Annotated in this window: 25 protein-coding genes; 2 read left to right on the top strand and 23 right to left on the bottom strand. The window is 30.5% G+C overall.

The genetic code is table 11. The features are described 5' to 3' along the window. Positions 1-212 precede the first annotated feature (212 nt). On the top strand, positions 213-1,280 hold the full coding sequence (locus tag CLFE_RS09045) for a CotS family spore coat protein (protein WP_077852431.1): 1,068 nt from the start codon (positions 213-215) through the stop codon (positions 1,278-1,280). A gap of 73 nt (positions 1,281-1,353) precedes the next feature. On the opposite strand, the gene CLFE_RS09040 is transcribed toward CLFE_RS09045, so the two are convergent. The 23 genes from CLFE_RS09040 to gpr form a co-directional block, all read right to left on the bottom strand. Beyond that, positions 1,354-1,941, bottom strand: a complete 588-nt coding sequence (locus CLFE_RS09040; RefSeq protein WP_077833416.1) for a DUF4342 domain-containing protein — start codon at positions 1,939-1,941, stop codon at positions 1,354-1,356. Position 1,942: 1 nt separating this feature from the next. Beyond that, positions 1,943-2,689 (bottom strand): DNA repair protein RecO, encoded by a 747-nt coding sequence (gene recO, locus CLFE_RS09035; protein ID WP_077833417.1) that lies wholly within the window; start codon positions 2,687-2,689, stop codon positions 1,943-1,945. Positions 2,690-2,800: 111 nt separating this feature from the next. Continuing rightward, positions 2,801-3,691, bottom strand: coding sequence for a GTPase Era (gene era, locus CLFE_RS09030; RefSeq protein ID WP_077852432.1), 891 nt, complete (start codon positions 3,689-3,691; stop codon positions 2,801-2,803). Positions 3,692-3,710: 19 nt separating this feature from the next. Beyond that, a complete protein-coding gene (locus CLFE_RS09025; RefSeq protein ID WP_077833419.1) occupies positions 3,711-4,409 on the bottom strand; it encodes a diacylglycerol kinase in 699 nt (232 codons plus the stop codon). A 24-nt stretch (positions 4,410-4,433) separates the two neighbouring features. After that, the gene (gene ybeY, locus CLFE_RS09020) at positions 4,434-4,934 is read right to left on the bottom strand and encodes an rRNA maturation RNase YbeY (RefSeq protein WP_077833420.1); all 501 of its coding nucleotides are present in this window, start codon (positions 4,932-4,934) and stop codon (positions 4,434-4,436) included. A 12-nt stretch (positions 4,935-4,946) separates the two neighbouring features. Beyond that, positions 4,947-7,040 carry an HD family phosphohydrolase gene (locus CLFE_RS09015; RefSeq protein WP_077893753.1) on the bottom strand — a complete coding sequence of 698 codons (2,094 nt, stop codon included), beginning with the start codon at positions 7,038-7,040 and terminating at the stop codon, positions 4,947-4,949. Positions 7,041-7,092: 52 nt separating this feature from the next. Beyond that, positions 7,093-8,223 (bottom strand): sporulation protein YqfD, encoded by a 1,131-nt coding sequence (yqfD, locus tag CLFE_RS09010; RefSeq protein ID WP_077852434.1) that lies wholly within the window; start codon positions 8,221-8,223, stop codon positions 7,093-7,095. Next, positions 8,220-8,516, bottom strand: coding sequence for a sporulation protein YqfC (gene yqfC / locus CLFE_RS09005; RefSeq protein ID WP_077852435.1), 297 nt, complete (start codon positions 8,514-8,516; stop codon positions 8,220-8,222). The genes yqfD and yqfC overlap by 4 nt, the downstream gene beginning before the upstream one ends. Before the next feature lie 102 nt (positions 8,517-8,618). Further along, positions 8,619-9,068, bottom strand: coding sequence for a GatB/YqeY domain-containing protein (locus CLFE_RS09000; RefSeq protein ID WP_077833424.1), 450 nt, complete (start codon positions 9,066-9,068; stop codon positions 8,619-8,621). A 20-nt stretch (positions 9,069-9,088) separates the two neighbouring features. Beyond that, on the bottom strand, positions 9,089-9,265 hold the full coding sequence (gene rpsU, locus CLFE_RS08995; protein ID WP_010964600.1) for a 30S ribosomal protein S21: 177 nt from the start codon (positions 9,263-9,265) through the stop codon (positions 9,089-9,091). 146 nt (positions 9,266-9,411) lie between these two features. Beyond that, positions 9,412-9,756 carry a histidine triad nucleotide-binding protein gene (locus tag CLFE_RS08990; protein WP_077833425.1) on the bottom strand — a complete coding sequence of 115 codons (345 nt, stop codon included), beginning with the start codon at positions 9,754-9,756 and terminating at the stop codon, positions 9,412-9,414. A gap of 54 nt (positions 9,757-9,810) precedes the next feature. Further along, a complete protein-coding gene (mtaB, locus tag CLFE_RS08985) occupies positions 9,811-11,115 on the bottom strand; it encodes a tRNA (N(6)-L-threonylcarbamoyladenosine(37)-C(2))-methylthiotransferase MtaB (protein WP_077893752.1) in 1,305 nt (434 codons plus the stop codon). Then, positions 11,115-11,867 carry a 16S rRNA (uracil(1498)-N(3))-methyltransferase gene (locus CLFE_RS08980; protein ID WP_077893751.1) on the bottom strand — a complete coding sequence of 251 codons (753 nt, stop codon included), beginning with the start codon at positions 11,865-11,867 and terminating at the stop codon, positions 11,115-11,117. Before CLFE_RS08980 ends, mtaB begins: the two co-directional genes overlap by 1 nt. A 16-nt stretch (positions 11,868-11,883) precedes the next feature. Next, positions 11,884-12,822, bottom strand: a complete 939-nt coding sequence (gene prmA, locus CLFE_RS08975; protein WP_077893750.1) for a 50S ribosomal protein L11 methyltransferase — start codon at positions 12,820-12,822, stop codon at positions 11,884-11,886. Positions 12,823-12,927: 105 nt separating this feature from the next. Then, entirely contained in the window at positions 12,928-14,052 is a 1,125-nt protein-coding gene (gene dnaJ / locus CLFE_RS08970; RefSeq protein WP_077833429.1) for a molecular chaperone DnaJ, read from the bottom strand. Between the two features lie 126 nt (positions 14,053-14,178). After that, positions 14,179-16,026, bottom strand: coding sequence for a molecular chaperone DnaK (dnaK, locus tag CLFE_RS08965; RefSeq protein WP_077833430.1), 1,848 nt, complete (start codon positions 16,024-16,026; stop codon positions 14,179-14,181). Positions 16,027-16,046: 20 nt separating this feature from the next. Beyond that, a complete protein-coding gene (gene grpE, locus CLFE_RS08960) occupies positions 16,047-16,655 on the bottom strand; it encodes a nucleotide exchange factor GrpE (protein ID WP_077852439.1) in 609 nt (202 codons plus the stop codon). A 15-nt stretch (positions 16,656-16,670) separates the two neighbouring features. Then, positions 16,671-17,705 carry a heat-inducible transcriptional repressor HrcA gene (gene hrcA, locus CLFE_RS08955; RefSeq protein ID WP_077833432.1) on the bottom strand — a complete coding sequence of 345 codons (1,035 nt, stop codon included), beginning with the start codon at positions 17,703-17,705 and terminating at the stop codon, positions 16,671-16,673. Positions 17,706-17,891: 186 nt separating this feature from the next. After that, on the bottom strand, positions 17,892-19,016 hold the full coding sequence (gene hemW, locus CLFE_RS08950; RefSeq protein WP_077893749.1) for a radical SAM family heme chaperone HemW: 1,125 nt from the start codon (positions 19,014-19,016) through the stop codon (positions 17,892-17,894). 74 nt (positions 19,017-19,090) lie between these two features. Beyond that, positions 19,091-20,899, bottom strand: coding sequence for a translation elongation factor 4 (gene lepA / locus CLFE_RS08945; protein WP_077893748.1), 1,809 nt, complete (start codon positions 20,897-20,899; stop codon positions 19,091-19,093). A 100-nt stretch (positions 20,900-20,999) separates the two neighbouring features. Further along, positions 21,000-21,500 carry a hypothetical protein gene (locus CLFE_RS08940; protein WP_077852443.1) on the bottom strand — a complete coding sequence of 167 codons (501 nt, stop codon included), beginning with the start codon at positions 21,498-21,500 and terminating at the stop codon, positions 21,000-21,002. Between the two features lie 52 nt (positions 21,501-21,552). Next, positions 21,553-22,629, bottom strand: a complete 1,077-nt coding sequence (locus CLFE_RS08935) for a stage II sporulation protein P (protein ID WP_077833436.1) — start codon at positions 22,627-22,629, stop codon at positions 21,553-21,555. A 56-nt stretch (positions 22,630-22,685) separates the two neighbouring features. Next, positions 22,686-23,669, bottom strand: a complete 984-nt coding sequence (gene gpr, locus CLFE_RS08930; protein WP_077893747.1) for a GPR endopeptidase — start codon at positions 23,667-23,669, stop codon at positions 22,686-22,688. Positions 23,670-23,850: 181 nt separating this feature from the next. On the opposite strand from gpr, the gene rpsT reads away from it, so the two are divergent. Beyond that, positions 23,851-24,117 (top strand): 30S ribosomal protein S20, encoded by a 267-nt coding sequence (rpsT, locus tag CLFE_RS08925; RefSeq protein WP_077833438.1) that lies wholly within the window; start codon positions 23,851-23,853, stop codon positions 24,115-24,117. The last annotated feature ends 1 nt before the right edge of the window (position 24,118 follow it).

Below are 24,118 nucleotides of genomic sequence, written 5' to 3'. Positions count from 1 at the left end.
ATTTTAAAAAATAATAAAATTTTTCTTTCTATATCCTTAGTTTACCCTTTTCGCAGTGTTTTTTATTCTAAAATTGAAAAAATATAGAAGCAATTTTATTTTTTCCATAACATTTAATTCTTGATAAATAGTTAAAATCCTTTTATTTAATGTATATTATAAAAAATTTCTTAATATCATTATATATAAGATAAATTTTAGGAAGTGATTTAGTGCTTGAAAAAGATAACACCTCACATATTCTTCTTCCAGAAGCTTCAATAAAAAAATATATATTACCAAAATATAATCTTGAGAATGCTGAAATATTACAAATAAAATTTAAAGATACTGATAAACAAAGAGCTGTATATAAAATAACTTTAAATTCTAAAAAATACTGCTTAAAAAAAGTATATTATAACAAAGAAGAACTTTTATTTGTTTACTCTACTACTGAATGGTTTTTTAGGCATGATATAAATGTAACACGAATTTTACCTACAAAGGATAATTCACGATTTGTAGTATACTCCGGAATGATTTTCATACTTATGCCCTGGATTGATGGAACCAAATGCAATTATGATAAACAAGAGGACATCTTTAAGTCTTCTAAAAATTTAGCGTATATGCATAAATGTTCACAAAACTTTTTTTCTATACAAGGTAGTGTAATAAGATATGGTTTTGAACATATATATTTATCTAACAAAAAACACTTTGAACAAATATTAACCTTTTTTAATAAAGCTTACGAAATAAATGATACCTTCTCTAAAATTGCACTTAACAATTGTGATTTATGTATAGCTCTTTCAAAAATAGCATTAGAAGCTTCTTCTAGACTTAATAGTAACAATTTCAAAAAAAGTTTATGTCACCTGGATTACGTAAACAAAAATATTATCTTCGACAACAACAATGATATTTGGGTTATAGACTTCGATAAATGTAAATTTGACTACTCTGTTCATGATATATCTTATTTTTTGAGAAGAATAATGAAAAGAGACAATACTAAATGGAACAGTGAACTTTTAATAAATATACTAAATGTTTATGAAGAAATAAATCCTCTTAACCTTGATGAATATTTATATATTTTATCTTATTTGGTTTTCCCTCAAAAATTTTGGAAAATCTCAAAAGACTATTATAACAATATAAATCGTTGTAACAAATCTGCCTTCATAAACCTTATAAAAAATACAACTAAGTATAGTGAACTTCACCTAAAATTTGCATACAACTTCTGCCATTATATAGAAGGAAAATTCAATGTGAATTTAAATTTATAATTAATTACAGGTGATAAATAAAAGTAATATTTACTCAACTTATCACCTGCTTTCTTAAGTATATTTATTTTTTCTACTCATTATCTTTATTATCATCATTACCTTTACTTACATTATCACTATCTACATCATCAAATTTAACTGTGTACTGATAAGCTCCGTCTGTATTAACTTTGCTGTCTTCATTTTTATTCATTACTTTATCTTTTACTTCGTTTATTTTATCCTTTACACCTGTAACAGTGTTCTTTACAACTTTGTTTACAACTTCTACAGAGCCATCTTCTTTTATTATTTCTACTGTAACCTTTGCAAATACAGCTGTAAGGAACATAATTGCAAGTGATGGTGCCCATACAGCTCCTGCTAGAACTCCACCTGCGAGTCCAGCAGCTACTGGTATATCTACAATAGTTCTTTCATCTTTTTTTACTATTATTCTTGATACATTTCCTTTATTTATAGTGTCTTTAATCCACTGAACAAACTCATCCTTTGTTTCATAAAGATTATCCTTATGAGATTTAGTATTATTTTCTATATATATCAATGCATCTATTACATTTCCTTCTGAAGCCTCAAGTGCCTCTTTGGCCTCAGTATATGTAACTCCTGTTCTTTCTTTTATAATATCAACCTTTTCTAAAGTTATTTCTTCCATTTTATTCACTCCTCTTTATAATATTTAATAAATCTAAACTTTTAGGTAATTTTGCATAGTTTTGGCCTATAAATCCTTTTAATACCTGAAATACTTCATCCTTTATATCATTGTTTAATGTAACTCTATAAACTTTTTCTATAGGCAATTTATTCAAATAATTTAAGCTACTGTATACCGCTGGATTAACCGCTACTCCTCCTTCCTTTGAACAGTCGTCACATATCCCACCATAATACCTATAGCTTATATAAGAAGCTTTCTTAATTCTTTTCTTGCATTTTGAGCAGTAATCAAAATTGAGATCATACCCTGTATATTTTAAAAGCTTTAATTCAAATGCCCTTATTAAAGTTTCCATATCTCCAACTTTATTTTTTATGAGATAAAAGGTACTTACAAATTCTTTAAATAGATCTCTATTACTTTCCCCTTCTGCCATAGAAATATCTATAAGTTCACAAAGATATGACGTATATGTCAGGGTATCCAAATCACTTAAAAATTCTTGAAAAGAATCAATTATTTCACCCTCATTTAGAGAGAACATACTTTTTCCTTTAAAAAACACAAAGTTTCCAAAACAGAAGTTTATTGAGATTGGAAGGTATTTACTTCTATTTTTTTTTGCTCCTTTAGCTATTACAGATATTTTGCCCATTTTCTCTGTAAAAATCCATATAATTTTATCATTTTCATTTATATCTTGACTTTTAAGAACTACTCCTCTACTTTTAAATAAAGACAGATTATCATCCCCTTTATTATTTTATCCGGTTTCGTTAATTTATAGATATAGGAAACTAAATGACGATTTAATCCTCAATTCAGTTTCCCACATTTTTAAAAAATATATAAATTATTTTTTTGGAGCTTTATATCCAAGTTCTCCTAATACAAAAGGACTATCTCTCCAATCCTTTTTAACCTTAACCCATATCTTCAAATTAACTCTTTTATTCAAAAACGCCTCTGAGCTTTTTCTCGCTGATTGAGATATTTTCTTAAGCATCTCTCCGCCTTTTCCAATTATAATACCCTTATGCGAGTCTTTCTCACACATTATATTTGCCTCGATTTTATATTTTTCATTTTCCTCCTTCATTTGAAGAATTTCAACCGCAATTCCATGAGGAACCTCTTGAGACAGAAATCTGAGTGCTTTTTCTCTTATTATTTCTGCTATTATAAATCTTTCCTGCTTATCTATTATCATATCTTCAGGATAGTACTTAGGGCCTTCATTTAGATGCTTCACCATAAGTTCTATTAAAGTATCTACATTCTTCCCCTTTTTAGCTGATATAGGGATTATTTCTTCAAATTCAAAGCTTTCAGAGTAATTTTTCAAAGTTTCTGCTAATCTTTCCTCTGTTGTTTCATCAATCTTATTTATAACTAAAAAAACAGGAACCTTTGCCGATTTCAATTGCTCCAATATATGTAAATCACCTTTTCTAACTTCTACGTCAGGGGTGGTAACAAATAATGCTATATCCACTTCATTCATAGATTCTTTAGCAACTTTAACCATGTATTCTCCAAGCTTATGTCTTGGATTATGCATTCCAGGCGTATCTACAAAAACAATTTGGTATTCTTCTCCTGTAAGTATTGTTTGTATATTATTTCTAGTAGTTTGGGGTTTTGAAGAAACTATAGATAACTTTTCCCCCATAATATGATTAATTAAAGTAGATTTTCCTACATTAGGTCTTCCAATTATTGTTACAAATCCTGATTTAAACATACGTCCTCCTTAATTTGTTCTAATGAAATAATTTAAATAATAAAAGCGTAACTAAAAATCCAAAAGCTGCTCCACATATGACCTCAAGAGAAGAATGTACCTCTGAGTCTACTCTACTCTGTGCAACTATTACAGCTAAAAAATAGCTTAGTATTATAACTACAGGTTGAGGTGATATTAAGGTTATTATAGTTGCTAGAGAAAACGCTATGGCACTATGGCCGCTTGGCATACCTCCTTTTAATGGAGTTCCTTCACCAAAAATAGCTTTTATTATAAGCGTAAGTATACAAACTATTACTAAAATAACAAATATCATATATGGATTGGAATTTTTTATCTTGTATATAACATGGTTTGTAACTGGTGTAAGCTTATCCCAAAACACTATAAATGCAACTATAACAGCATTTATAGCCGTAACCACTACAGCTCCTGCAGCCACATCCTTAGCTATTTTAGCCAGTGGATGATAGTAATTTGAGGTCAAATCAATTGTTGCCTCTATTGCTGTATTCATAAGCTCCGCACTTATTACCATAGTTATTGTTATTGTTATAATTAAAAGCTCAACTCTTGTCAAGTTTGTAAAAAAACATATTGTAAGTATTACAAGTGCCGCAATAAGATCAATTCTAACATTTTGTTGAGTTCTTACTGCATATATTATACCCTCAAGTGCGTGATTAAAACTGTCAACTAGTTTTCTAGGTTTCATAAACATCATCCCACATTTCAATTTTTACCTTTTTATATCAAAATGAAGTAATATCTCCTCTTCTCTTTTCCTCATTTTCATCTTATCCTCTTCTACCATGTGATCATATCCCATAAGATGAAGAACAGAATGAACGGTTAAATAAGTTGCTTCTCTTAGAAATGAATGACCATACTCAGTGCTTTGCTCTTCTGCCTTTTCAAGTGAAAGTGCTATATCTCCTAATACTAGATTGCCACAATCAAAATATTCATCTTCAAATTCATATTCCGTGTACATATCTTTAAATACTTTATCTTCATCATAATCAAGCATTGGGAATGAAAGTACATCTGTAACTTTATCAACATTTCTATTTTCTTTGTTTATTTCTCTTATAGTTTCATTATCTACAAATATTACAGAAACCTCATAATCTATTTTTACTCCTTCTTCTTTTAATGCATAATCTATAACTTCTTTTAAAGTATTTTCTAGACTTTCCTCCACCTTAATACTTTTCTGCCTATTGTCTATATATATCATAGCTAACTCCCTTTATTTTATTTCCTTTTTAACTTTACCTTCTTCACCTTTTTTTTGCTTTATTACACTCTTATCCGTAGGATACTCAATTCTTTGATGATATATTCCAAGAAGAGACTTTAAAAATGCTTTTCTAATTTTTTCTATATCATGAAGCGTAAGCTCACATTGATTTAACTGACCATCGTTTAATCTAGCTTCAATAATATTATTAATCATTTCTTCTATTTTTCCCCTTGTAGGCTCCTGTATAGAACGAACAGCAGCTTCAACACTATCTGCAAGCATTATAATTGCAGTTTCCTTACTACTTGGAATAGGTCCTGGATATCTGAAATTTTCCTCTTTTATATCTTCTGGATTTTCACTTTTATTTTTAAGTGTTATATAAAAATATTTAACAAGTGTTGTACCATGATGCTGCTCTATAGTATCCTGTATGATTTGAGGTATATTATATTCTTTAGCAATATCCACTCCATCCTTAACATGTGATATTATTACTAATGCGCTTAAATTAGGATTTATTTTATCGTGTGGATTTTTTCCTCCAACCTGATTTTCCTTAAAAAAGTAAGGTCTCTTAAGTTTTCCTACATCATGATAATAGGCGGCTACCCTAGTTAAAAGCGCATTTCCTCCTACTCTCTCAACGGCAGCTTCTGCAATATTTGCTACTATTATACTGTGATGGTAAGTTCCTGGTGCTTCCATAAGAAGCTTTTTTATTAAAGGATGATTAGGATCTGATAATTCTAGAAGCTTAACATCTGTTACTACATCAAACACGCTTTCAAATATTGGAAGAAAGCCTATTGTAAGTATAGCAGATAATATACCTCCTATAAATGCAAAACCTGATTTAGTTAAATTATCAATCAAATTACTGCTTACAAGAAAACCAATAGAAAAAGATATTGCCGCATTTACCACCGCTATAAAAACAGCTGCATATATAGTGTCATTTCTTTTTTTCATTTTTCTAAAGGTCATAAAGGCTACTACAGAACTCATAAGCGCTAATATAGTTACTTCAACGTTAAACTTGCATGCTAATGCTATAAAAATACAATTAAGAATACTTTCCAAAAGTGATATTCTACTATCCATAAGAAGTATCATTAGCATAGGAGAACATGCCAGCGGTATTAAAAATGGCGAAATCACAAGTACCGCTCTTGCCAGTATTATTGATATTATATTAAGTGAGCAAAGCATTATAATTTTCTTATTATCTTTATATATCTCTTTATAGTATCTATATATATAATATATCTGTAAAAATAGCACTATAATTACCGCTAATGCTAATGTAAGGTATATGTACCAGCTTTGTCCGTTGGAGTTATTTAAAAGAGCTAAATCCTCTAAAACAGATATTTCATTTGCTGTTACAGGTTCGCCTTCTTTTACTATTATTTGATCCTTTTTTATAACTACATTTTCTACCTTTTTAGATACTTCGTTTTTTATTTCCTCTGTCTTTTTAGAATCAAAAAACATATTAGGTTGAACGTAAAAATCTGCAATTGCTATACCAAGTTCTGTAGTATCTTTTGAGAGCTTTCCCTTAGAGAATTCATCGGCAATACTATTTTGTGCCTTCTTTATATCTGCTGAATCTCCATCCCTTATTTCTCCGTCGTAAATATCCTTCATGGTTTTAACTATAAATTGCTGAAGATCCTTTAAATCATCTTTATTAGTAGATAGGATTATATTTATATTCGAATCACCTATATCAGCTTTTAAAGAGCTTTTAAGCTGATTTACCTTTGCATTATTATCTATATTTTCATCTTTAATTTTGTTCATTATGGTAAAATCATTGTTTATATTATCTATAACATTATTTACAATTTCAGTGTTCTTATCATACTGTAGACCAACTGAATTAACCGCCTGTCGTCTTCTTTCTTGTGTTGCTACTTCATCATTTACATCTCTAGTTGCCTTAATATCACTTTTGGCAATATCACCCTCTTTAAGTGAATACTTTCTTGTGTCTATCGCTGTAAGTAATATGCCATATATAATTATGAACGCACATAAAAATGTCATTACTTTTATAGATTTTTCCTTCTTCATCAATTGAACTATCTTCATTTTATAATTCACCCTTTTGTTAATGCACAGTTTAAGTATTTAAAACAATTTTTTAATTACCTGCTATATCCTCTTCACATACAACCACAAGTCTTACTGTACATATATTTCCCTCTACACTAGAATCAACTAACTTATCCAGGACTTTAACATTCATATCATAATTTTCCTTCATTCTACCATACATTTTCTCAGCTGTCTCTTTTACAACCGCATCCTTATTATTATTAACTATTTTGTCATCAACCTCATAATAAGTCTCTCTTCCCATAAAATAGTTGCCATCTACTATTTTATCATATTTATTAAATTTATTTTCACTTTTTTTCAAATAAAATTTCTTGCCACCTATGCACACATAATAATTTTGAATCTTTTTGCCTGTCCTCTTTCTTACATGTTTTGTAAGCATAACTTTAGCTGTATTCTCATTAAAGGTTTTAGCTATTATTTTACCGTCTGCACGTACCTTGTATACTTTATCATCTTGACCTTCTTCTCCTTTTATAAGTACTTGGCCTTTTTTCACAATATCTCCTGCTTTAACAACTGCAGTTCCCGAGGTTGTATACACTCTAAGTACTTGTCCAGACTTGTTTGCCAAAACATCCTTAACCTCATTGTTAGGCTTAACATCTGGAATTTCTTGTCTTTCAACAATTTTAACCTTTAACTTTGATCCATAAATTCTAACTCTTGCCCACATTATATTGTTGTTTTTTTGCATCAATTGTTCCTCTATTTTATACACATCTAATCCACTTTTACCTATACCAGGTTTTACACCTATATCTCTTAAATCTTGTCTTACATCATATGGAGCTATATTTTTTTCAGTTACTATATCAATTTGCCATATAAAAGTTGATAAATAACATATACAGCCTATAAAGGCTCCTAAGCCAATTAAAATTGAAATTCTATTTCTTATTCTAAATACAAAAAAACCCAAGCCATGCCTTTCTATTATCTTTAATTTTCCCTTAACCAATCTCACTGTTTTAACTGTCTTTTTATAATCCTTTAATGCAACCTTAAATTGAACTAAATTAGCATTAATTCTCATCATGTTCATAACATTTATTTTATTACTCCAAAGTAAGTTTATAAATTTTTCAACGCTTCTAGTCCTTACTTCAATAACAACATAGGTATTTTTAAAGTTTTCAAATTTAAAGTTCATTTTTTATCATCCCCATAAATAATAGTTTTAAATTTCCCCCCCAAAATTATGGTACTTCCACTTATAAAAACTATTTCAAAATTTTTACCTTCTATACCTATAGGACCAACCTCAGTATTTACTTTTATATTTTTATCAGTAAATTCAACAATGCCTCTATAGTTTTCAATAGTTATTTCTTCATCCCCTGTTACTGATATATTTATCTTAGGTGTATACACTACTGCATCACTTGGAAAATCAAGCTTTCTTGCTAGAAATCTTCTAAATTTATAAATTCTTTTTTTATCCATCCTCTCACCCTTAAACATAGCACTTTCATACTAATTTATGAATAAAAAAAGGATTTAATTACAACAAAAAAAGATCTGGATAAACCAGATCTTTTATATTCTTTATTTATTATTTAAAAACTCTTTTACAAGTTTACTTACCAAGGAACCATCTGCGCGCCCTTTAACTTTTGACATTAAAGCCGACATAATCTTTCCCATATCTTTCATGCTACTTGCTCCAACACTTTCTGCTGCATCTTTAACTATAATTTTAATTTCATCTTCAGTCAACTGCTGAGGAAGGTAACTCATTAAAATATTAATTTCAGCATTAGTATTATCAACTAAATCCTGCCTATTACCTTTTTCAAACTCAACTAAAGCTTCGCGTCTTTGTTTAACCTCTTTTGCTAAAACTCCAATAATATCTTCATCATTAAGTTTTACGCCATCAGTTTTTTCCACCTGCAAAATAGCAGCTTTAGCCATACTGATTACATTAGCCTTAAATTTATCTCTGCTCTTAAGAGCACTTTTCCAGTCCTCTTGAAGTTTTTCTTTAAGGGACATTTACGTACCTTCTTTCAAAACTATTTAAACTTTCTTTTTCTAGCAGCTTCAGATTTTTTCTTTCTTTTTACACTAGGTTTTTCGTAGTGTTCTCTCTTTCTTACTTCTGAAAGAACTCCTGCTCTAGCGCATTTTCTCTTAAATCTTCTTAAAGCGCTTTCTAAGGATTCATTTTCTCCAACTTTTATTTCTGACATCTATATCCCTCCCTCCGCTAGCACAATTCAAATTTGAAACTCAAATGCAGCTAATTGGGCTAAATAACACATCAACTATTATACACCATGAAAAGCTGTAATGTCAATATTTTCACAATAATATACACCTATAAAAATATTTTATTTTAGCCTGGTGGCCATGTAAATTTTTTCTTTGCCAGCAAATGGAAATGTACGTGTTGTACTGTCTGCCCTGCAGCCTCGCCACAATTAGAAACAACTCTAAATCCATCTTCATCAATACCAAGCTCTTTAGCTAATTTTGATATTACTACAAATACATGTGCTATCAATTTACTGTTTTCCTCATTTACATCATTTAAACTAGATATATGTTCTTTAGGTATTACAAGTACATGTATCGGAGCGGCTGGATTTATATCTTTAAAGGCAAAAACCTTATCATCCTCATAAACCTTAGATGACGGTATTTCCCCTTTGATTATTTTGCAAAATATACACTCATCCATATTTTCACCCCCTCATAAAATATATTCAACATTTTGTACTCATTTCCTTTATTTCTATAAAATCAACTTTCCAAGTAAATGTTCATCCTTAATTTCTGTAAGCTTAACTTTTAATATTTTTCTTGATATATCTTTATTTGACTTTACTACTACTTTTATATAGTTAGGCGTATAGCCTTCATAGAGATCTTCTTTGTTATTAAATTTCTTTTCAAATAAAACGTCCATTTCTCTATTTAAAAACTTTGACATGAACTTATTTTCATTTATTTTATCAAGTTCAATAAGCTCTGCACTTCTCTTGTCCTTTATATTTCCATCAATTTGATCCTTCATATCAGCTGCTTTAGTACCTTCACGAGGAGAGTATTTAAATATATGCATTTTAGATAATTCAATTCCTTTAAGAAATTCATAGGTTTTATTAAATTCTTCTTCTGTCTCTCCTGGGAAACCTACTATTACATCAGTAGTTATAGATACATCTTTTATATTTTTTCTAAGTTTATCTACTGTATCCTTGTACTCATCAGCAGTATACTTTCTGTTCATCCTTTTAAGTGTTTCGCTGCAACCACTTTGAAGTGATAAATGGAAGTGTGGACACATTTTTGTCATATTCTTTATTTTATTTATTGTTTCATCGTCAAAAAATCGCGGCTCTATTGAACCTATTCTTATTCTTTCAATACCATCAATTTCTTCTATCTTTTCAACTATATTAATTAAGTTCCAGTCTCCTTTTAAATCATCCCCATAAGAGGCTATATGTATACCTGATAATATAATTTCTTTGAAACCATGTTCTGCAAGCTTTTTAATTTCATTTAATACCTTTTCTGGATCTTTGCTGCATACTCCACCTCTAGCGTAAGGTATTAAACAATATGAACAGAACCTATTACAGCCATCTTGTATTTTAAGAAAAGCTCTAGTCTTATCTTGATACTCATCTATATTTAAATCTTCAAACTTTTTATCTGTGAAGACATCTTTTACATTGACGATTTGATTTCTTTCATTTATAAATTCATTTACATACTGTACTATATCTCCCTTGTTTTTCGTTCCAAGGACGATATCCACTCCTTCAATATCAGAAACCTTTTCTGGTGATACTTGAGAATAGCAGCCAACTACAGCTATAACCGCATTTTCATTAACTTTCCTAGATTTACTTATCATCTGACGAGATTTTCTATCACCCATATTGGTAACAGTACATGTGTTTATAACATATGCATCTGCTTTTTCATCATGATTTACAACTTCCCATCCTGATTTCAAAAACTTTTCTGCCATAGCCTCACTATCATAAGAGTTAACTCGGCATCCTAAAGTAATAAAAGCAACTTTCATTATATTATTCCTCCAATATCGGACAATTCATACATAACAAGCGATGTACATACAAGACCTGCTGTTTCAGTTCTCAAAATTCTTGGGCCTAGCGTGATTATATATGCTCCGATTTTTTCCAATTCTTCTATCTCAATTTCTTCAAATCCACCTTCAGGACCTATTACTATGGCTACACTTTTAATTTTATCATTTTGAATATTTTTAATAACTCTTTTTAAGCCTACTTCTTCTTTATTTTCGTAAGGTACCAGTACTAAATCCATTTTTTCTAAATCCTTAATCATATTTTCAAAGCTAGATACCTCTTTAACTTTAGGTATTACACTTCTCTTGCTCTGCTTTGCAGCTTCAAAGGCTATTCTATTCCATCTATCAATTTTTTTAAATTCACTTTTTTCGTTTTTCACAACTACTCTTTTTGTAATTACTGGTATGATCTCTTTTATTCCAAGCTCCGAGTTTTTTTGAACTATCATATCCATTTTGGCTGCCTTAGGAAATCCTTGATATAAGTACACATTTACAGGACTCTCGTTATTTATATCAAGTTTTTCTATTATTTTAACTTTAACCGTTTCCTTTGTTATTTCTTCTATTTCTCCAAGAAATTCATGACTATTGCCGTCATTTATACTAACTTTTTCTCCGATCTTAAGCCTTAGTACTTTATATATGTGTTTTACGTCATCTCCATATATGTATGCTGCACTATCACAAATATCTTCTGTTCCCACGAAAAACTTATGCATAAAAAGATACACTCCTTTATAATTTAGCCACTATACAAATCCATTCTCCTTGGTTGTTTACTTCTACAATTTCAAATTTATTTTTCTTTAAATTTTGTATAACGTCCTCTGCCCTATCCTTTATTATACCAGAAGATATGAAGTATCCACCAGTCTTTAAAAATTTATTTATATCTGGAACTAAAATATTTATTACATCTGCAATAATATTTGCAACAATTACATCTACTTTTCCCTTTACTACCTCCATTAAGTTACCATGTAGTATTTCTATATTATCTACATTGTTATACTCAATATTTTCCTTAGCTGCTTTTACTGCCACAGAGTCCAAATCAACCCCAACTACCTTCTTTGCTTTTAATTTTGCAGCTGCTATAGCAAGTATTCCTGAACCCGTTCCTATATCAAATACCTCAGAAGAATCATTTACATATCTTTCAAGTGCTTGAATACACATTCTTGTAGTTTCATGAGTACCAGTTCCAAATGCCATACCTGGATCCATATTTAACATTAATTCATAATCTTTTGGAACATACTCTTCCCATAATGGTTTTACTACAACTCTAGCTCCAACTTTAGTTGGTTTATAATACTTTTTCCAGTTATTTTCCCAATCCGTTTCATTTACTTCATTTACAAAAACTTTACCTTCACCTTTGTTAATTCCAAACTCAGAAAGATTGTTTATACTATCTTTAATGTACTGTACACTTTCTTCAAAATTATGATCATCTTTATAATATGCCTTTATAACAGCGCCATCCTTAACATTAAGTAAAGATTCATCAAAATAGTCCCAATCACCAGGGTGTTTTTTCTTGAATTCAACATCCTTCGAATCTTCTATAGCTACACCTTTAACTGGTGTATTGTAAAGTATACCTGTAACAGCTTCAACAGCCTCACTACTAGTAACAACTGTAATCTCGAACCAATTCTTATTATCCAATTTTATTCCTCCTGTAAAATGTTTGATAATAAATATAGGGAAACCATGGTAAAACTTAATTTACCTGATTTCCCTATATAATGCAGAACTTTTCCACACTATATATTATTCAAAAAATCTTTTAAAACCTGACTTTTTTTCTGCCTTTACTTCTCCGCTTGCTTCCATGAAAAGCTTTAAAGCTTCTTTTTGCTTCTCATTTAATGTTTTAGGTGTATCAACTATTACTTTAACATATTCATTTCCTCTTCCGCTACTATTGACTCTTTGAACACCTTTGCCCTTTAATCTAAACACAGTTCCTGATTGAGTTCCAGCTGGAATTGTATACTTAACATCTCCATCTATAGTAGGCACCGTTATCTCTGTACCTAGTGCTGCCTTAGGAAAACTTAGATGAGTATCGATGTAAATATCAAAACCTTCTCTTTTAAACTGCTTATGAGGCGCAACTTTAATACTTATATAAAGATCACCTGCTGGTCCGCCATTTTTACCATGTTCACCTTGACCTCTTAGAGGTATTACATTCCCGGTATCTACACCTGCTGGTATCTTAATACTTATACTTCTTTTCTTTCTTACATGACCTGAGCCATGACATTCATGACAAGGATCAGAAATTATAGTTCCACGACCGCCGCATTTATCACAAGTCGCCTGACTAACAAAACTTCCAAGAGGAGTATTTCTCTGAACTCTTATAGTTCCACTTCCTCCACACTTATCACAAGTTTTTGGAGAAGTACCCTTTTTAGCTCCAGTACCATTACAACTTTCACAGTTTTCTCTTCTAGCTATATTTATATTTTTTTCTACTCCAAAAACAGCTTCCTCAAAAGTTAAACTTACAGCATACTCAATATCATTTCCTCTTTGAGGAGCATCTTTTCTTGCTGAACCTGAACCTCCTGAGAAACCACCACCAAAAAACGAGCTAAATATATCACCTAAATCTCCAAAGTCACCAAAGCCCCCTGAAAAATCTCCAAAACCTCCACCACCATTAAAGTCTGCAGTTCCAAATCTATCGTAATTAGCTTTTTTATCAGGATCAGATAATACCTGGTAAGCCTCATTTATTTCTTTAAATTTCTCTTCTGCTTCTTTATTTCCGCGGTTTTTGTCAGGATGATATTTTATGGCAAGTTTTCTAAAAGCTTTTTTTATCTCATCATCACTCGCACCTTTTTGTAGCCCAAGCACTTCATAATAATCTTTATTTGCCATCCCTTTCACCACCTAAATATTTCACATAAACTTTATTTATAGCTTAAAATTAAGGGAAGAGCTAAAACCCTTTCCCTTATTTTGCACTATTTATATTATAATCATAATTTAAATATTTTCAAATACTTATTTATCATTATCTACTTTAAAATCAGCATCTACTACATTATCATCACTGCTTGAGCCATTCTGATTTTGAGATGCAGCATTTGGATCAGCTCCTGGTGCGCCCTGAGCTCCACTTTGTTGATACATTTTAGTTGTTATAGCATATAAAGCTTGAGTTAAGTCCTCTGTTGCCTTTTTAATTGCTTCAATATCTTCGCCATCTTTTACTTTGCTTAAAGCTTCTTTCTTAGCTTCAATATCTGATTTTTCTTCAGCTGAGACCTTATCTCCAAGATCTTTTAAAGCTTTATCAGTTTGGAATACTATTTGATCTGCATTGTTTTTAACTTCAATAGATTCCTTCTTCTTCTTATCTTCTTCTGCAAATTTTTCTGCATCTTTTACAGCCTTATCTATTTCATCATCACTTAAGTTAGTTGAAGCTGTTATTGTGACGTGTGATTCTTTTCCAGTTCCCTTATCCTTAGCTGATACATTTACTATACCATTAGCATCTATATCAAATGTAACTTCGATTTGTGGAACACCTCTTGGTGCTGGTGCTATACCGTCAAGTGAAAATCTTCCAAGACTCTTATTATCTGCAGCCATTTTTCTTTCACCTTGAACTATATTTATCTCAACTGATGGTTGGTTATCTGCTGCTGTTGAGAACACTTGACTCTTTCTTGTTGGTATTGTTGTATTTCTTTCTATTAAAGCAGTAGCAACTCCACCTAAAGTTTCAATTCCAAGTGTTAATGGTGTAACATCAAGAAGTAATACATCTTTTACATCTCCTGTTAAAACTCCAGCTTGAATAGCTGCACCAATAGCAACACATTCATCAGGGTTAACTCCCTTTGATGGCTCTTTTCCTGTGTAGTTTTTAACTGCTTCTTGAACAGCAGGAATTCTTGTTGAACCACCTACTAAAACTACTTTATCTATATCGTTTATTGAAAGTCCAGCATCGTTAAGTGCTTTCTTCATTGGCTCTATAGTATCCTTAACAAGTCCCTCTGTTAACTCATTGAATTTTGCTCTTGTAAGGTTCATATCTATATGTTTTGGACCTGTTGCATCAGCTGTTATAAATGGAAGATTTATATTGGTTTGAGTTGAAGATGATAATTCAATTTTTGCTTTTTCAGCAGCTTCTTTTAATCTTTGAAGTGCCATCTTATCATTTCTTAAATCAATTCCATTATCTTTTTTGAATTCTTCTGCAATGTGATCCATTATCTTTTGGTCGAAATCATCTCCACCTAAACGAGTGTTTCCGTTTGTAGATTTAACTTCAAAAACTCCATCTCCAAGTTCAAGTATTGATACATCGAAAGTACCTCCACCTAAATCATAAACGAATATTTTTTGGTTAGTATCCATTTTATCAAGTCCATAAGCAAGTGATGCTGCTGTAGGCTCATTTATTATTCTAAGAACTTCAAGTCCTGCAATTTTTCCAGCGTCTTTTGTTGCCTGTCTTTGACTATCATTAAAGTAAGCTGGTACTGTTATAACTGCTTGAGTAACAGTTTCTCCAAGATAAGCTTCAGCATCTGCTTTTAATTTTTGAAGAATCATAGCTGAAATTTCTTGTGGTGTATAGTTTTTATCATCTATAGCAACTTTTTCAGAAGTTCCCATTTTTCTCTTTACTGATATTATTGTTTTATCTGGATTTGTGATAGATTGTCTTTTTGCAACCTGTCCAACTAATCTTTCTCCATTTTTTTGAAAAGATACAACGGATGGAGTTGTTCTTGCACCTTCTGAGTTTGCTATAACTACTGGATCTCCACCTTCCATAACAGCTACGCATGAGTTTGTTGTTCCTAAATCAATTCCAATTACTTTTGACATTATAAAACCCTCCTATATATTTAGTTGGCAACTTTAACCATACTATGTCTTAAAACTTTATCTCCTCTTTTATATCCTTTTTGTAGGACTTCAACTATTTCATTTTCTCCATAATTTTCATCTTCTATATGCATAACTGCATTGTGAAAATTAGGATCAAATTCTCCCTCACCAGGTATTTCTTCAATACCTAATTTTGATAAAGAATTTTTAAACTGCTTTTCGACCATCTCGACACCTTTTTTTATGTCATCTAAACTACCCTCTGTAGCAGCAGCTCTCTCAAGATTATCAAGTGTTGGAAGCATTTCATTTATTACATCGCTACAAGCATCTGTATAAATTCCTTCTTTTTCCTTTGCAGTTCTATTTCTATAATTTTCATATTCTGCACTTAATCTTAAAAGTCTATCCTTTACAGTATCTAATTCATTTTTGAGCTTTTCATTTTCATCTTTTAATTTTAGATTTTCTTTATCAAGTTTTTCCTTAGCTGTCTTCAAATCTTTAAGCTCCTTATCAGAAGATTCTTCTTCCACTACTTTTGTATCTTCATTTGAAGCATTTTCTTCTTCATTAGATACATTTTCTTCTTTCATTGTCAAATCTTCATTATTTTTTTCTTGCATAAGCTCACCTCTTACCTACTCACTATTATTCATTTTATTTAAATTATTATTAATCTGGTCTACTACTTCCATAATGACTTTGATTACTTTAGAATAAGGTATCCTTGTTGGTCCTATAATTCCTATAGTTCCAAGTGGTCTTCCATTATACTTATATACTGAAGATACTATACTAAATTCCTTAGCTTCCTCTATATTATTTTCATTTCCAATGTTTACTGTAATTCCATAAGAAGGATTAAACAAATTATCTAATATTCTTCTATCATCAATAACTGATAAAAATTCTTTGGCCTTTTCAATATCCTTAAACTCAGGATAATTGAATATATTCATAGTACCTTCTTTATAAACCTCAGTAGAATCTGCCTCTTTTAAAATATCGTAAAGATTTGGAATTATGCAATCAAATATATGGTCATATTCTTGTAGATCCTTTTTAATATTACTTATAACCTCAAGATTTATTTGTTCGATAGTAAGTCCCTTGAGTCTAGAATTTAATATATTAGTTATTCTCTCAAGCGTACTATTCTCTATAATAGATTTTACTCTAATAACACTATTTTTAATCATACCACTATCTGTAATGAATACACATAGAATCATGTTTGAATCTATATTAATTAAGTTTATTGACTTAATACAACTTTTTTTAGCTGATAATGACTTTACTACACATGTAAGCTTTGTCATTTCAGATACCAAGGACATTGCCTGCTTTACAATTTTATCTATTTCATAAAGTGCACTATCTAATATTTTTGCCTTTATAAGCATTTCTTCTTCTATTGACATGCTTGGTACTTCCATAAGTTTATCAACATATAATCTATAACCTTTGTCTGAAGGCTTTCTTCCAGAAGAGGTATGGAGTTGTTCAATATAACCCATTTCCTCTAAGTCCGCCATTTCATTTCTTATAGTAGCAGAACTTATTCCTAGATCATACTTTTTTGCAATAGTTCTTGAACCAACAGGCTCTCCATTATTTATATAGTCATTAATTATAGCCTGAAGAATCTTGAGTTTTCTTTCCTCCATTTCCATATTATCACCTCTTTATTAGCACTCACTCTCTTTGAGTGCTAATGACTATGTTTATAAAATATCACCTGTCATTACCTTTGTCAACTTTTTATATTTTGATAAAGTTATCTTATTCCTTGTTAGATGTCATTTAAGTTAATTTTATAGTATTTTTCTAAGAATTATTCGTTATTATTCTTTATATCACTACAAAATAAAATCACACATTATAGAATTGGATACTTGAATACCCCTCTCAGATAGGAATAGACGCCTATTATCTAAAATTATCATTTTTTCATCTACGTATTTTTTTATGATATCACCATATACAGTTTTTATATCTACATCAAATTTCACTTTAAATTCTGTTACTGATATACCTTCAGTTTTTCTAAGTCCTAAAAACATGAATTCCTCCATATTTTCTTTAACAGAATTATAATGACTCTCCTCTACCACACTATCACCATTTGAAATTTGTTCTATATATCTTTTCACATCACCTGTATTTCTATACCTCTCCTTATTAAAATACGAATGAGCTGATACACCGCAACCTATATAATTATCAAGTTCCCAATATATAAGATTATGCTTACATTCTTTTTTCTTTAAAGCAAAATTTGAAATCTCATATTGTTTATATCCATTTTCTTTTAAAAAATCACATGCAAAAGAATACATATCTCTTTCTTCATCTTCATCTGGAAGTTTTAATTTGCCACTCTCCCTCATTTTATAATAAGGAGTACTCTCTTCCACTATTAAGCTATAGCTAGATATATGTTCTGGTTTTAATGAATTTATAAACTCTAAAGACCCTTTAAAATCTTGTAAGGTTTGATTTGGAATTCCAAACATTAAATCAACATTAATATTATTAAATCCTAAATCTCTGGCTTCTTTAAAGGTATTCTTAAAATCATTTAACGTATGTATTCTTCCAAGTTTTTTTAAAAGCCTATCCTGACATGCTTGAAGACCTATACTAAGTCTATTTACTCCCATATTTTTAAATGAAATCAACTTTTCTTTTGTAAATGAATTAGGATTACCCTCTACTGTAAATTCAATATCGCTGCTCTTTTTAACCTTGTCTAAAGCATTAGTTAATATATTTAGAGCCTCTATAGATAGAAAACTTGGAGTACCACCTCCAATAAAAATACTTGTAAAAGTTTTATTTAAACTTACTTTTTTTATTTCTTTTGATAAAGCCTCCATGTACGGAATTATCAAATCTTCCATATATGTGTATGATGGAAAGTCACAATAAAGACACTTGCTTTTACAAAACGGTATGTGTATATAAAGACCTAATTTTTCCATAAAATCATCCCAGCCTAGTTAAAATTGTAAGTGGCAAATTAAAAAACTTGCCACTTAACTTATAATTTGTATTATTAATCATTCTTAAGAATTGACATAAATGCTTCTTGAGGCACTTCCACGCTTCCTACCTGCCTCATTCTCTTTTTACCTTCTTTTTGCTTTTCAAGAAGCTTTCTCTTTCTTGAGATATCTCCACCATAGCATTTTGCAAGTACATCTTTTCTTAAAGCTTTAACTGTTTCTCTAGCTATTATTTTACTTCCAACAGCTGCTTGTATAGGAATTTCAAAAAGCTGCCTTGGTATTATCTCTTTTAGCTTTTCTGCCATAGTCCTTCCTTTAGCATACGCTCTATCCTTTGGCACAATCATTGAAAGTGCATCCACAACCTCTGAATTTAAAATTATATCTAGTTTTACAAGTTCTGTTCTGATGTAACCATCTAATTCATAATCAAAAGAAGCATATCCCTTTGTTCTCGATTTAAGAGAATCAAAGAAATCATATATAATTTCATTAAGGGGTACTATATAGTTAAGCATTACCCTTGTTGTTTCTATATATTCCATATCTATAAAAGTTCCTCTTTTGTTTTGGCAAAGCTCCATTACTGCTCCTACAAAATCAGCTGGTGTTATTATTTGAGCCTTTACTACTGGTTCTTCCATGTAATCTATTTCTGTAGGTTCTGGAAGATTAGTAGGATTAGTTATTTCAAGAAGTGTTCCATCTGTTTTTTTAACCTTGTAAATAACCGATGGTGCTGTCATTATTACATCTAAGTTAAATTCCTTCTCAATTCTTTCCTGCATTATTTCCATATGAAGTAAGCCTAAAAATCCACATCTAAATCCAAAGCCAAGTGCTATGGATGTTTCAGGTTCAAAATTGAGGGCAGCATCATTAACTTGAAGCTTTTCGAGCGCTTCTTTAAGTTCTTCATACTTAGAACTATCTATAGGATAAATACCACTATAAACCATAGATATAGCTGGTCTATATCCAAGAAGGGCTTTCTTTGCAGGATTATTAACATCCGTTATGGTATCTCCTACTCTTGCATCCCTTACATTTTTAATTGATGCTGTTACATATCCAACATCACCAGCTTTAAGTTCTTCTACCTTTAAATAATTAGGTACAAAAACACCAACTTCTATAACTTCATATTCTTTACCTGTTGCCATAAGTTTTATTCTTGTACCAGCTTTTACTGTACCATCCTTAATTCTTATATGACATACAACCCCTCTATAACTATCATAATAAGAATCAAAAATAAGTGCTTTTAAAGATCCTTTTTCATCTCCACTAGGTGCTGGCACCTTCTCTACTACTGCTTCAAGTACGTCCTCAATATTAAGACCAGTTTTAGCCGATATAAGCGGTGCATCACTAGCCTCTATTCCTATTACATCTTCAATTTCTGTTTTTATTTCATCAGGTCTAGCACTTGGAAGATCTATCTTGTTAATTACTGGAACCACCTCAAGATTATGATCTACTGCCATGTAACAATTAGCAAGGGTTTGTGCCTGTATTCCTTGAGTTGCATCAACAACTAGTACCGCACCCTCACAAGCTGCTAAACTTCTGGAAACTTCATAGTTAAAATCTACATGACCTGGAGTGTCTATAAGATTTAGTATATACTCCTCACCATCTTCTGGTCTCTTATATATTAATCTTGCTGCCTGAGATTTTATTGTTATTCCTCTTTCTCTTTCAATCTCCATGTTATCAAGAACTTGCTCTTCCATCTCTCTATGTGTTAGCGTTCCTGTATGCTCCAGCAGTCTATCAGCAAGAGTTGATTTACCATGATCTATGTGTGCAACTATGCAAAAGTTTCTTATATGTTTTTGTCTTTCACTTTGCATTTCGTTATACCTCCAAATGTACGAATCAATTTAAATTATAGCATAAATAAAAGGGTTTTTGTCAAGAAAAACGCTTTTATAGGATTTTAAGGTCATTATATTAATAAAATCTATCAAAAATATTCATTACCTTTATTTTAAATAAGCATACATCTGTTGCAATATAATCTATATAATTATTTATTTCTTTATAATAGTCGTCTGCAATTTTGTATAATATGGTTTTTTCATATATAACATAGTCTTCTATACTTTTATTTATATAGATTTTATAATGCAAAGTTTCAAACCTTATATCAAAAGGATTTTCACTATAAAGTATCCTAAATTTAGGTACATAGACTGTAGACAACATATCAAAGTTATCCTTGCTCTCATTTTTATTTTTATTTTCACTTTTACTTTGGAGATTATCCAAGTGCTTCTCCATATCATCTAAATCATAATTATTAGCTGCATTTTTTAGCCTTTCTTCACTTATTTTTATGTGAACATCATTACAATATATACTTCTATTAAGTTCGATGTTATTTAAGATAACAAATATAATAACACATAAAAAAACCATTATACAAAACGTAATTTTATATCTTTTTATCATATATAAAAAAGCACCTCCTTATTTAAGGATGTACCTTTTTACAGTTTTTTATTCATTTTTTTCCATTTAAGTATTCTGCAATTATTCTAGCTAAATACTTAGAAGTTCCCTTTGCCTCATCAATTGTATTTATATCTGAACCAACTTCTAGCAAAAATGCATTGTTACTTTTTTGCTGATTATAATAGTTTATTCCATAATCGTAATAGTATATTCCATTAAATATTCCTGGAAAATCCTTATTACATATAGATACAAGACCATTAACAAGCGCCATATTTTTATCAAAATGAGGGTTTTTTCTTGTCATAACAAACATAAATTTAGCTACATCTTCACCATTTATTCTAGCGGTAACTTTACTTTTAGGAACATCAGAATCCCTATGCATATCTATTATCATTTTAAAATCACCATATTGTTTTAAATACCTATCAAGAGTTTCACCTGAACGAGTGTAACTTTTATTGTAATCAACTACATTATGAACTGTTTTATCGTTTATTGCATATATACCATATTTATCTCCAAGTTCTTTAACAAGTTCATCTCCTACTGCACATACACTTTGAGTTGGATTTAACGAATCCGCTGGATATGGTTTGTATGCCTCTGTTGTATGTGAATGATATATTAAAATTTCTGGTTTTGATTTATCAAGTGTCTTTTTCAGTTTAGGGTCATAAACATTTTCATTCACGTTTTTTGAAGGTTCATTCTGTACGCTGCCACTTGTGGTCTTAACCACATCCTTATCATCCAAAGTAAAACTCTCATTAGGGCACTCACTTTTCATAGACTTTGGAAGTACTTCACCTAAAAATGAGACTTCCTTTGAAATTATATTTTCAGGATTATTAACATCTAGCCCTGCTGCTGACAAAATAAAACTTTTCAAGGAATATGTATCTTTATTGATATTTTGCTTTTTACTGTTAGCTATTTTAATACACGGGAAAGCATAATCTACTATATGAGCATACATACCATTTCCTTTTTCATAGGTTTTATCTACATTCATTCCTAAAGCATTTAATAAACTTACACATAAAACTGAAAATATTAAAATGAATACCCCTAACTTAAAATAAAATTTATTCTGATTTTTGTTTATCACTTTAACAACCATTATATCCCCTCCACTATTATAAATATATAAAAAAAGTGGAGAATTATTCTTTAAAATTAACTAATGTAATTATTTATATCCTTCAATTCTAATGCTGGTTGAAGTGAAATATTTATACCAGAAGCTATAATTTTGGAAAGTGTTTCCATAATCATATCTACTTCTTTAGGTGTAACTAAAAGATCACCCACATATGGATTTAATACCTCATGTATAAGTTCCTCTTTTTCCTCTGTATCTATTGTCTTTAAAAGACTATAAAACTTACTATTTTTACCAACCTCACTCTCCATTTTTTCAATAACTATGTCTATAGTATCATTGGCCATGGTTGCGGCATCTACTACTGTAGGAACACCTATTGCTATGACTGGAACTCCAAGTGTTTTCTGACTTATCTCCATTCTCATGTTTCCAACACCTGATCCAGGTGATATTCCAGTATCCCCTATTTGAATAGTTGAATTTACCCTCTCCATTTTTCTTGCTGCTAATGCATCTACACATATTACAACATCAGGTTTAATATTTTGCACTATACCACGTATTATCTCTCCTGTTTCCATACCTGTAATTCCTAGAACTCCAGGAGCTACTGCACATACTGGTCGTATTCCTTCATCTATGCTGTCAGGTATATATTTTTTCAAGTGCCTTGTTACCATAAGTTTATCTACCACCTTTGGTCCTAAAGCATCTGGAGTTATATTCCAATTACCAAGACCTACCACAAGTACAGTCATACTTTCATTAAGTTTTATTTTATTAGTTATATCTGTTAACTCTCCCGCAAGTACCTTACTTATATCTTCAATATCCTCTGAATCATATAAGGTAACCTTAGGTATATCAAGTGTAATATATGTTCCCTTCGGTTTTCTTATTTTTTCCTCTCCTTCTTCATTTAAAACATCTACTGTGGTTATGTTTATATCTTCTATTTTTTTTGTACTTACTTTTATTCCATGTTTGTCTTCTTCCTTTTCTTTACAATACAATTCTCTTGCCTCTACTGCAAGATCCGTTCTAACATTTTTCATACTTCACCCTCCTTTTTCGTTATTTTTACCGTATTTATATATAACTATTCTGTTTTAAAGTAAATTCTACTTGAAGATTACATACTTTAATGTTATAATATCATTTGTTAATGTTTAGTGTGGCTTAATGCAGATTTCCCAAAACTGCTAGCATATACAAAATTGCAAGGTGGTGAAAAAAATGGCAAATATTAAATCAGCGAAAAAGAGAATAAAAGTAATCGAAACTAAAACTCTTAGAAATAAAATGGTTAAATCAGCTTTAAAAACTTACATAAAGAAATTTGAAGCTGCTTTTGAAGCAAAGAATGTTGAAGATGCAAAAACTGCATTTGCTACTGTATCTAAGGCTTTAGATATGGCTGCTTCAAAAGGTATAATACACAAAAACAAAGCTGCTAGAAAAAAATCCAGATTAGCTTTAAGATTAAATTCTTTAAACGCATAAA

Origin of the sequence: Clostridium felsineum DSM 794, assembly GCF_002006355.2 — a bacterium.
Classification (GTDB): Bacteria; Bacillota; Clostridia; order Clostridiales; family Clostridiaceae; genus Clostridium_S; species Clostridium_S felsineum.
This window is presented reverse-complemented; position numbering and strand designations above follow the sequence as displayed.

Excerpts from the sequence above, each read along its gene's own strand:
- CLFE_RS09015 (WP_077893753.1), bottom strand. The coding sequence starts at position 7,040 with ATGAAGATAGTTCAATTGATGAAGAAGGAAAAATCTATAAAAGTAATG.
- dnaJ (WP_077833429.1), bottom strand. The coding sequence starts at position 14,052 with ATGGCAAATAAAGATTATTATGAAGTGCTTGGGCTACAAAAAGGTGCG.
- era (WP_077852432.1), bottom strand. The coding sequence starts at position 3,691 with ATGTTTAAATCAGGATTTGTAACAATAATTGGAAGACCTAATGTAGGA.
- CLFE_RS08940 (WP_077852443.1), bottom strand. The coding sequence starts at position 21,500 with ATGATAAAAAGATATAAAATTACGTTTTGTATAATGGTTTTTTTATGT.
- CLFE_RS09000 (WP_077833424.1), bottom strand. The coding sequence starts at position 9,068 with ATGTCCCTTAAAGAAAAACTTCAAGAGGACTGGAAAAGTGCTCTTAAG.
- yqfD (WP_077852434.1), bottom strand. The coding sequence starts at position 8,223 with ATGAACTTTAAATTTGAAAACTTTAAAAATACCTATGTTGTTATTGAA.
- CLFE_RS08990 (WP_077833425.1), bottom strand. The coding sequence starts at position 9,756 with ATGGATGAGTGTATATTTTGCAAAATAATCAAAGGGGAAATACCGTCA.
- rpsT (WP_077833438.1), top strand. The coding sequence starts at position 23,851 with ATGGCAAATATTAAATCAGCGAAAAAGAGAATAAAAGTAATCGAAACT.
- hrcA (WP_077833432.1), bottom strand. The coding sequence starts at position 17,705 with ATGGAAATGGAGGAAAGAAAACTCAAGATTCTTCAGGCTATAATTAAT.
- yqfC (WP_077852435.1), bottom strand. The coding sequence starts at position 8,516 with ATGGATAAAAAAAGAATTTATAAATTTAGAAGATTTCTAGCAAGAAAG.
- rpsU (WP_010964600.1), bottom strand. The coding sequence starts at position 9,265 with ATGTCAGAAATAAAAGTTGGAGAAAATGAATCCTTAGAAAGCGCTTTA.
- CLFE_RS08935 (WP_077833436.1), bottom strand. The coding sequence starts at position 22,629 with ATGGTTGTTAAAGTGATAAACAAAAATCAGAATAAATTTTATTTTAAG.
- dnaK (WP_077833430.1), bottom strand. The coding sequence starts at position 16,026 with ATGTCAAAAGTAATTGGAATTGATTTAGGAACAACAAACTCATGCGTA.
- CLFE_RS09025 (WP_077833419.1), bottom strand. The coding sequence starts at position 4,409 with ATGAAACCTAGAAAACTAGTTGACAGTTTTAATCACGCACTTGAGGGT.
- mtaB (WP_077893752.1), bottom strand. The coding sequence starts at position 11,115 with ATGAAAGTTGCTTTTATTACTTTAGGATGCCGAGTTAACTCTTATGAT.
- hemW (WP_077893749.1), bottom strand. The coding sequence starts at position 19,016 with ATGGAAAAATTAGGTCTTTATATACACATACCGTTTTGTAAAAGCAAG.
- CLFE_RS09040 (WP_077833416.1), bottom strand. The coding sequence starts at position 1,941 with ATGGAAGAAATAACTTTAGAAAAGGTTGATATTATAAAAGAAAGAACA.
- ybeY (WP_077833420.1), bottom strand. The coding sequence starts at position 4,934 with ATGATATATATAGACAATAGGCAGAAAAGTATTAAGGTGGAGGAAAGT.
- gpr (WP_077893747.1), bottom strand. The coding sequence starts at position 23,669 with ATGAAAAATGTTAGAACGGATCTTGCAGTAGAGGCAAGAGAATTGTAT.
- grpE (WP_077852439.1), bottom strand. The coding sequence starts at position 16,655 with ATGCAAGAAAAAAATAATGAAGATTTGACAATGAAAGAAGAAAATGTA.
- CLFE_RS08980 (WP_077893751.1), bottom strand. The coding sequence starts at position 11,867 with ATGCATAAGTTTTTCGTGGGAACAGAAGATATTTGTGATAGTGCAGCA.
- lepA (WP_077893748.1), bottom strand. The coding sequence starts at position 20,899 with ATGCAAAGTGAAAGACAAAAACATATAAGAAACTTTTGCATAGTTGCA.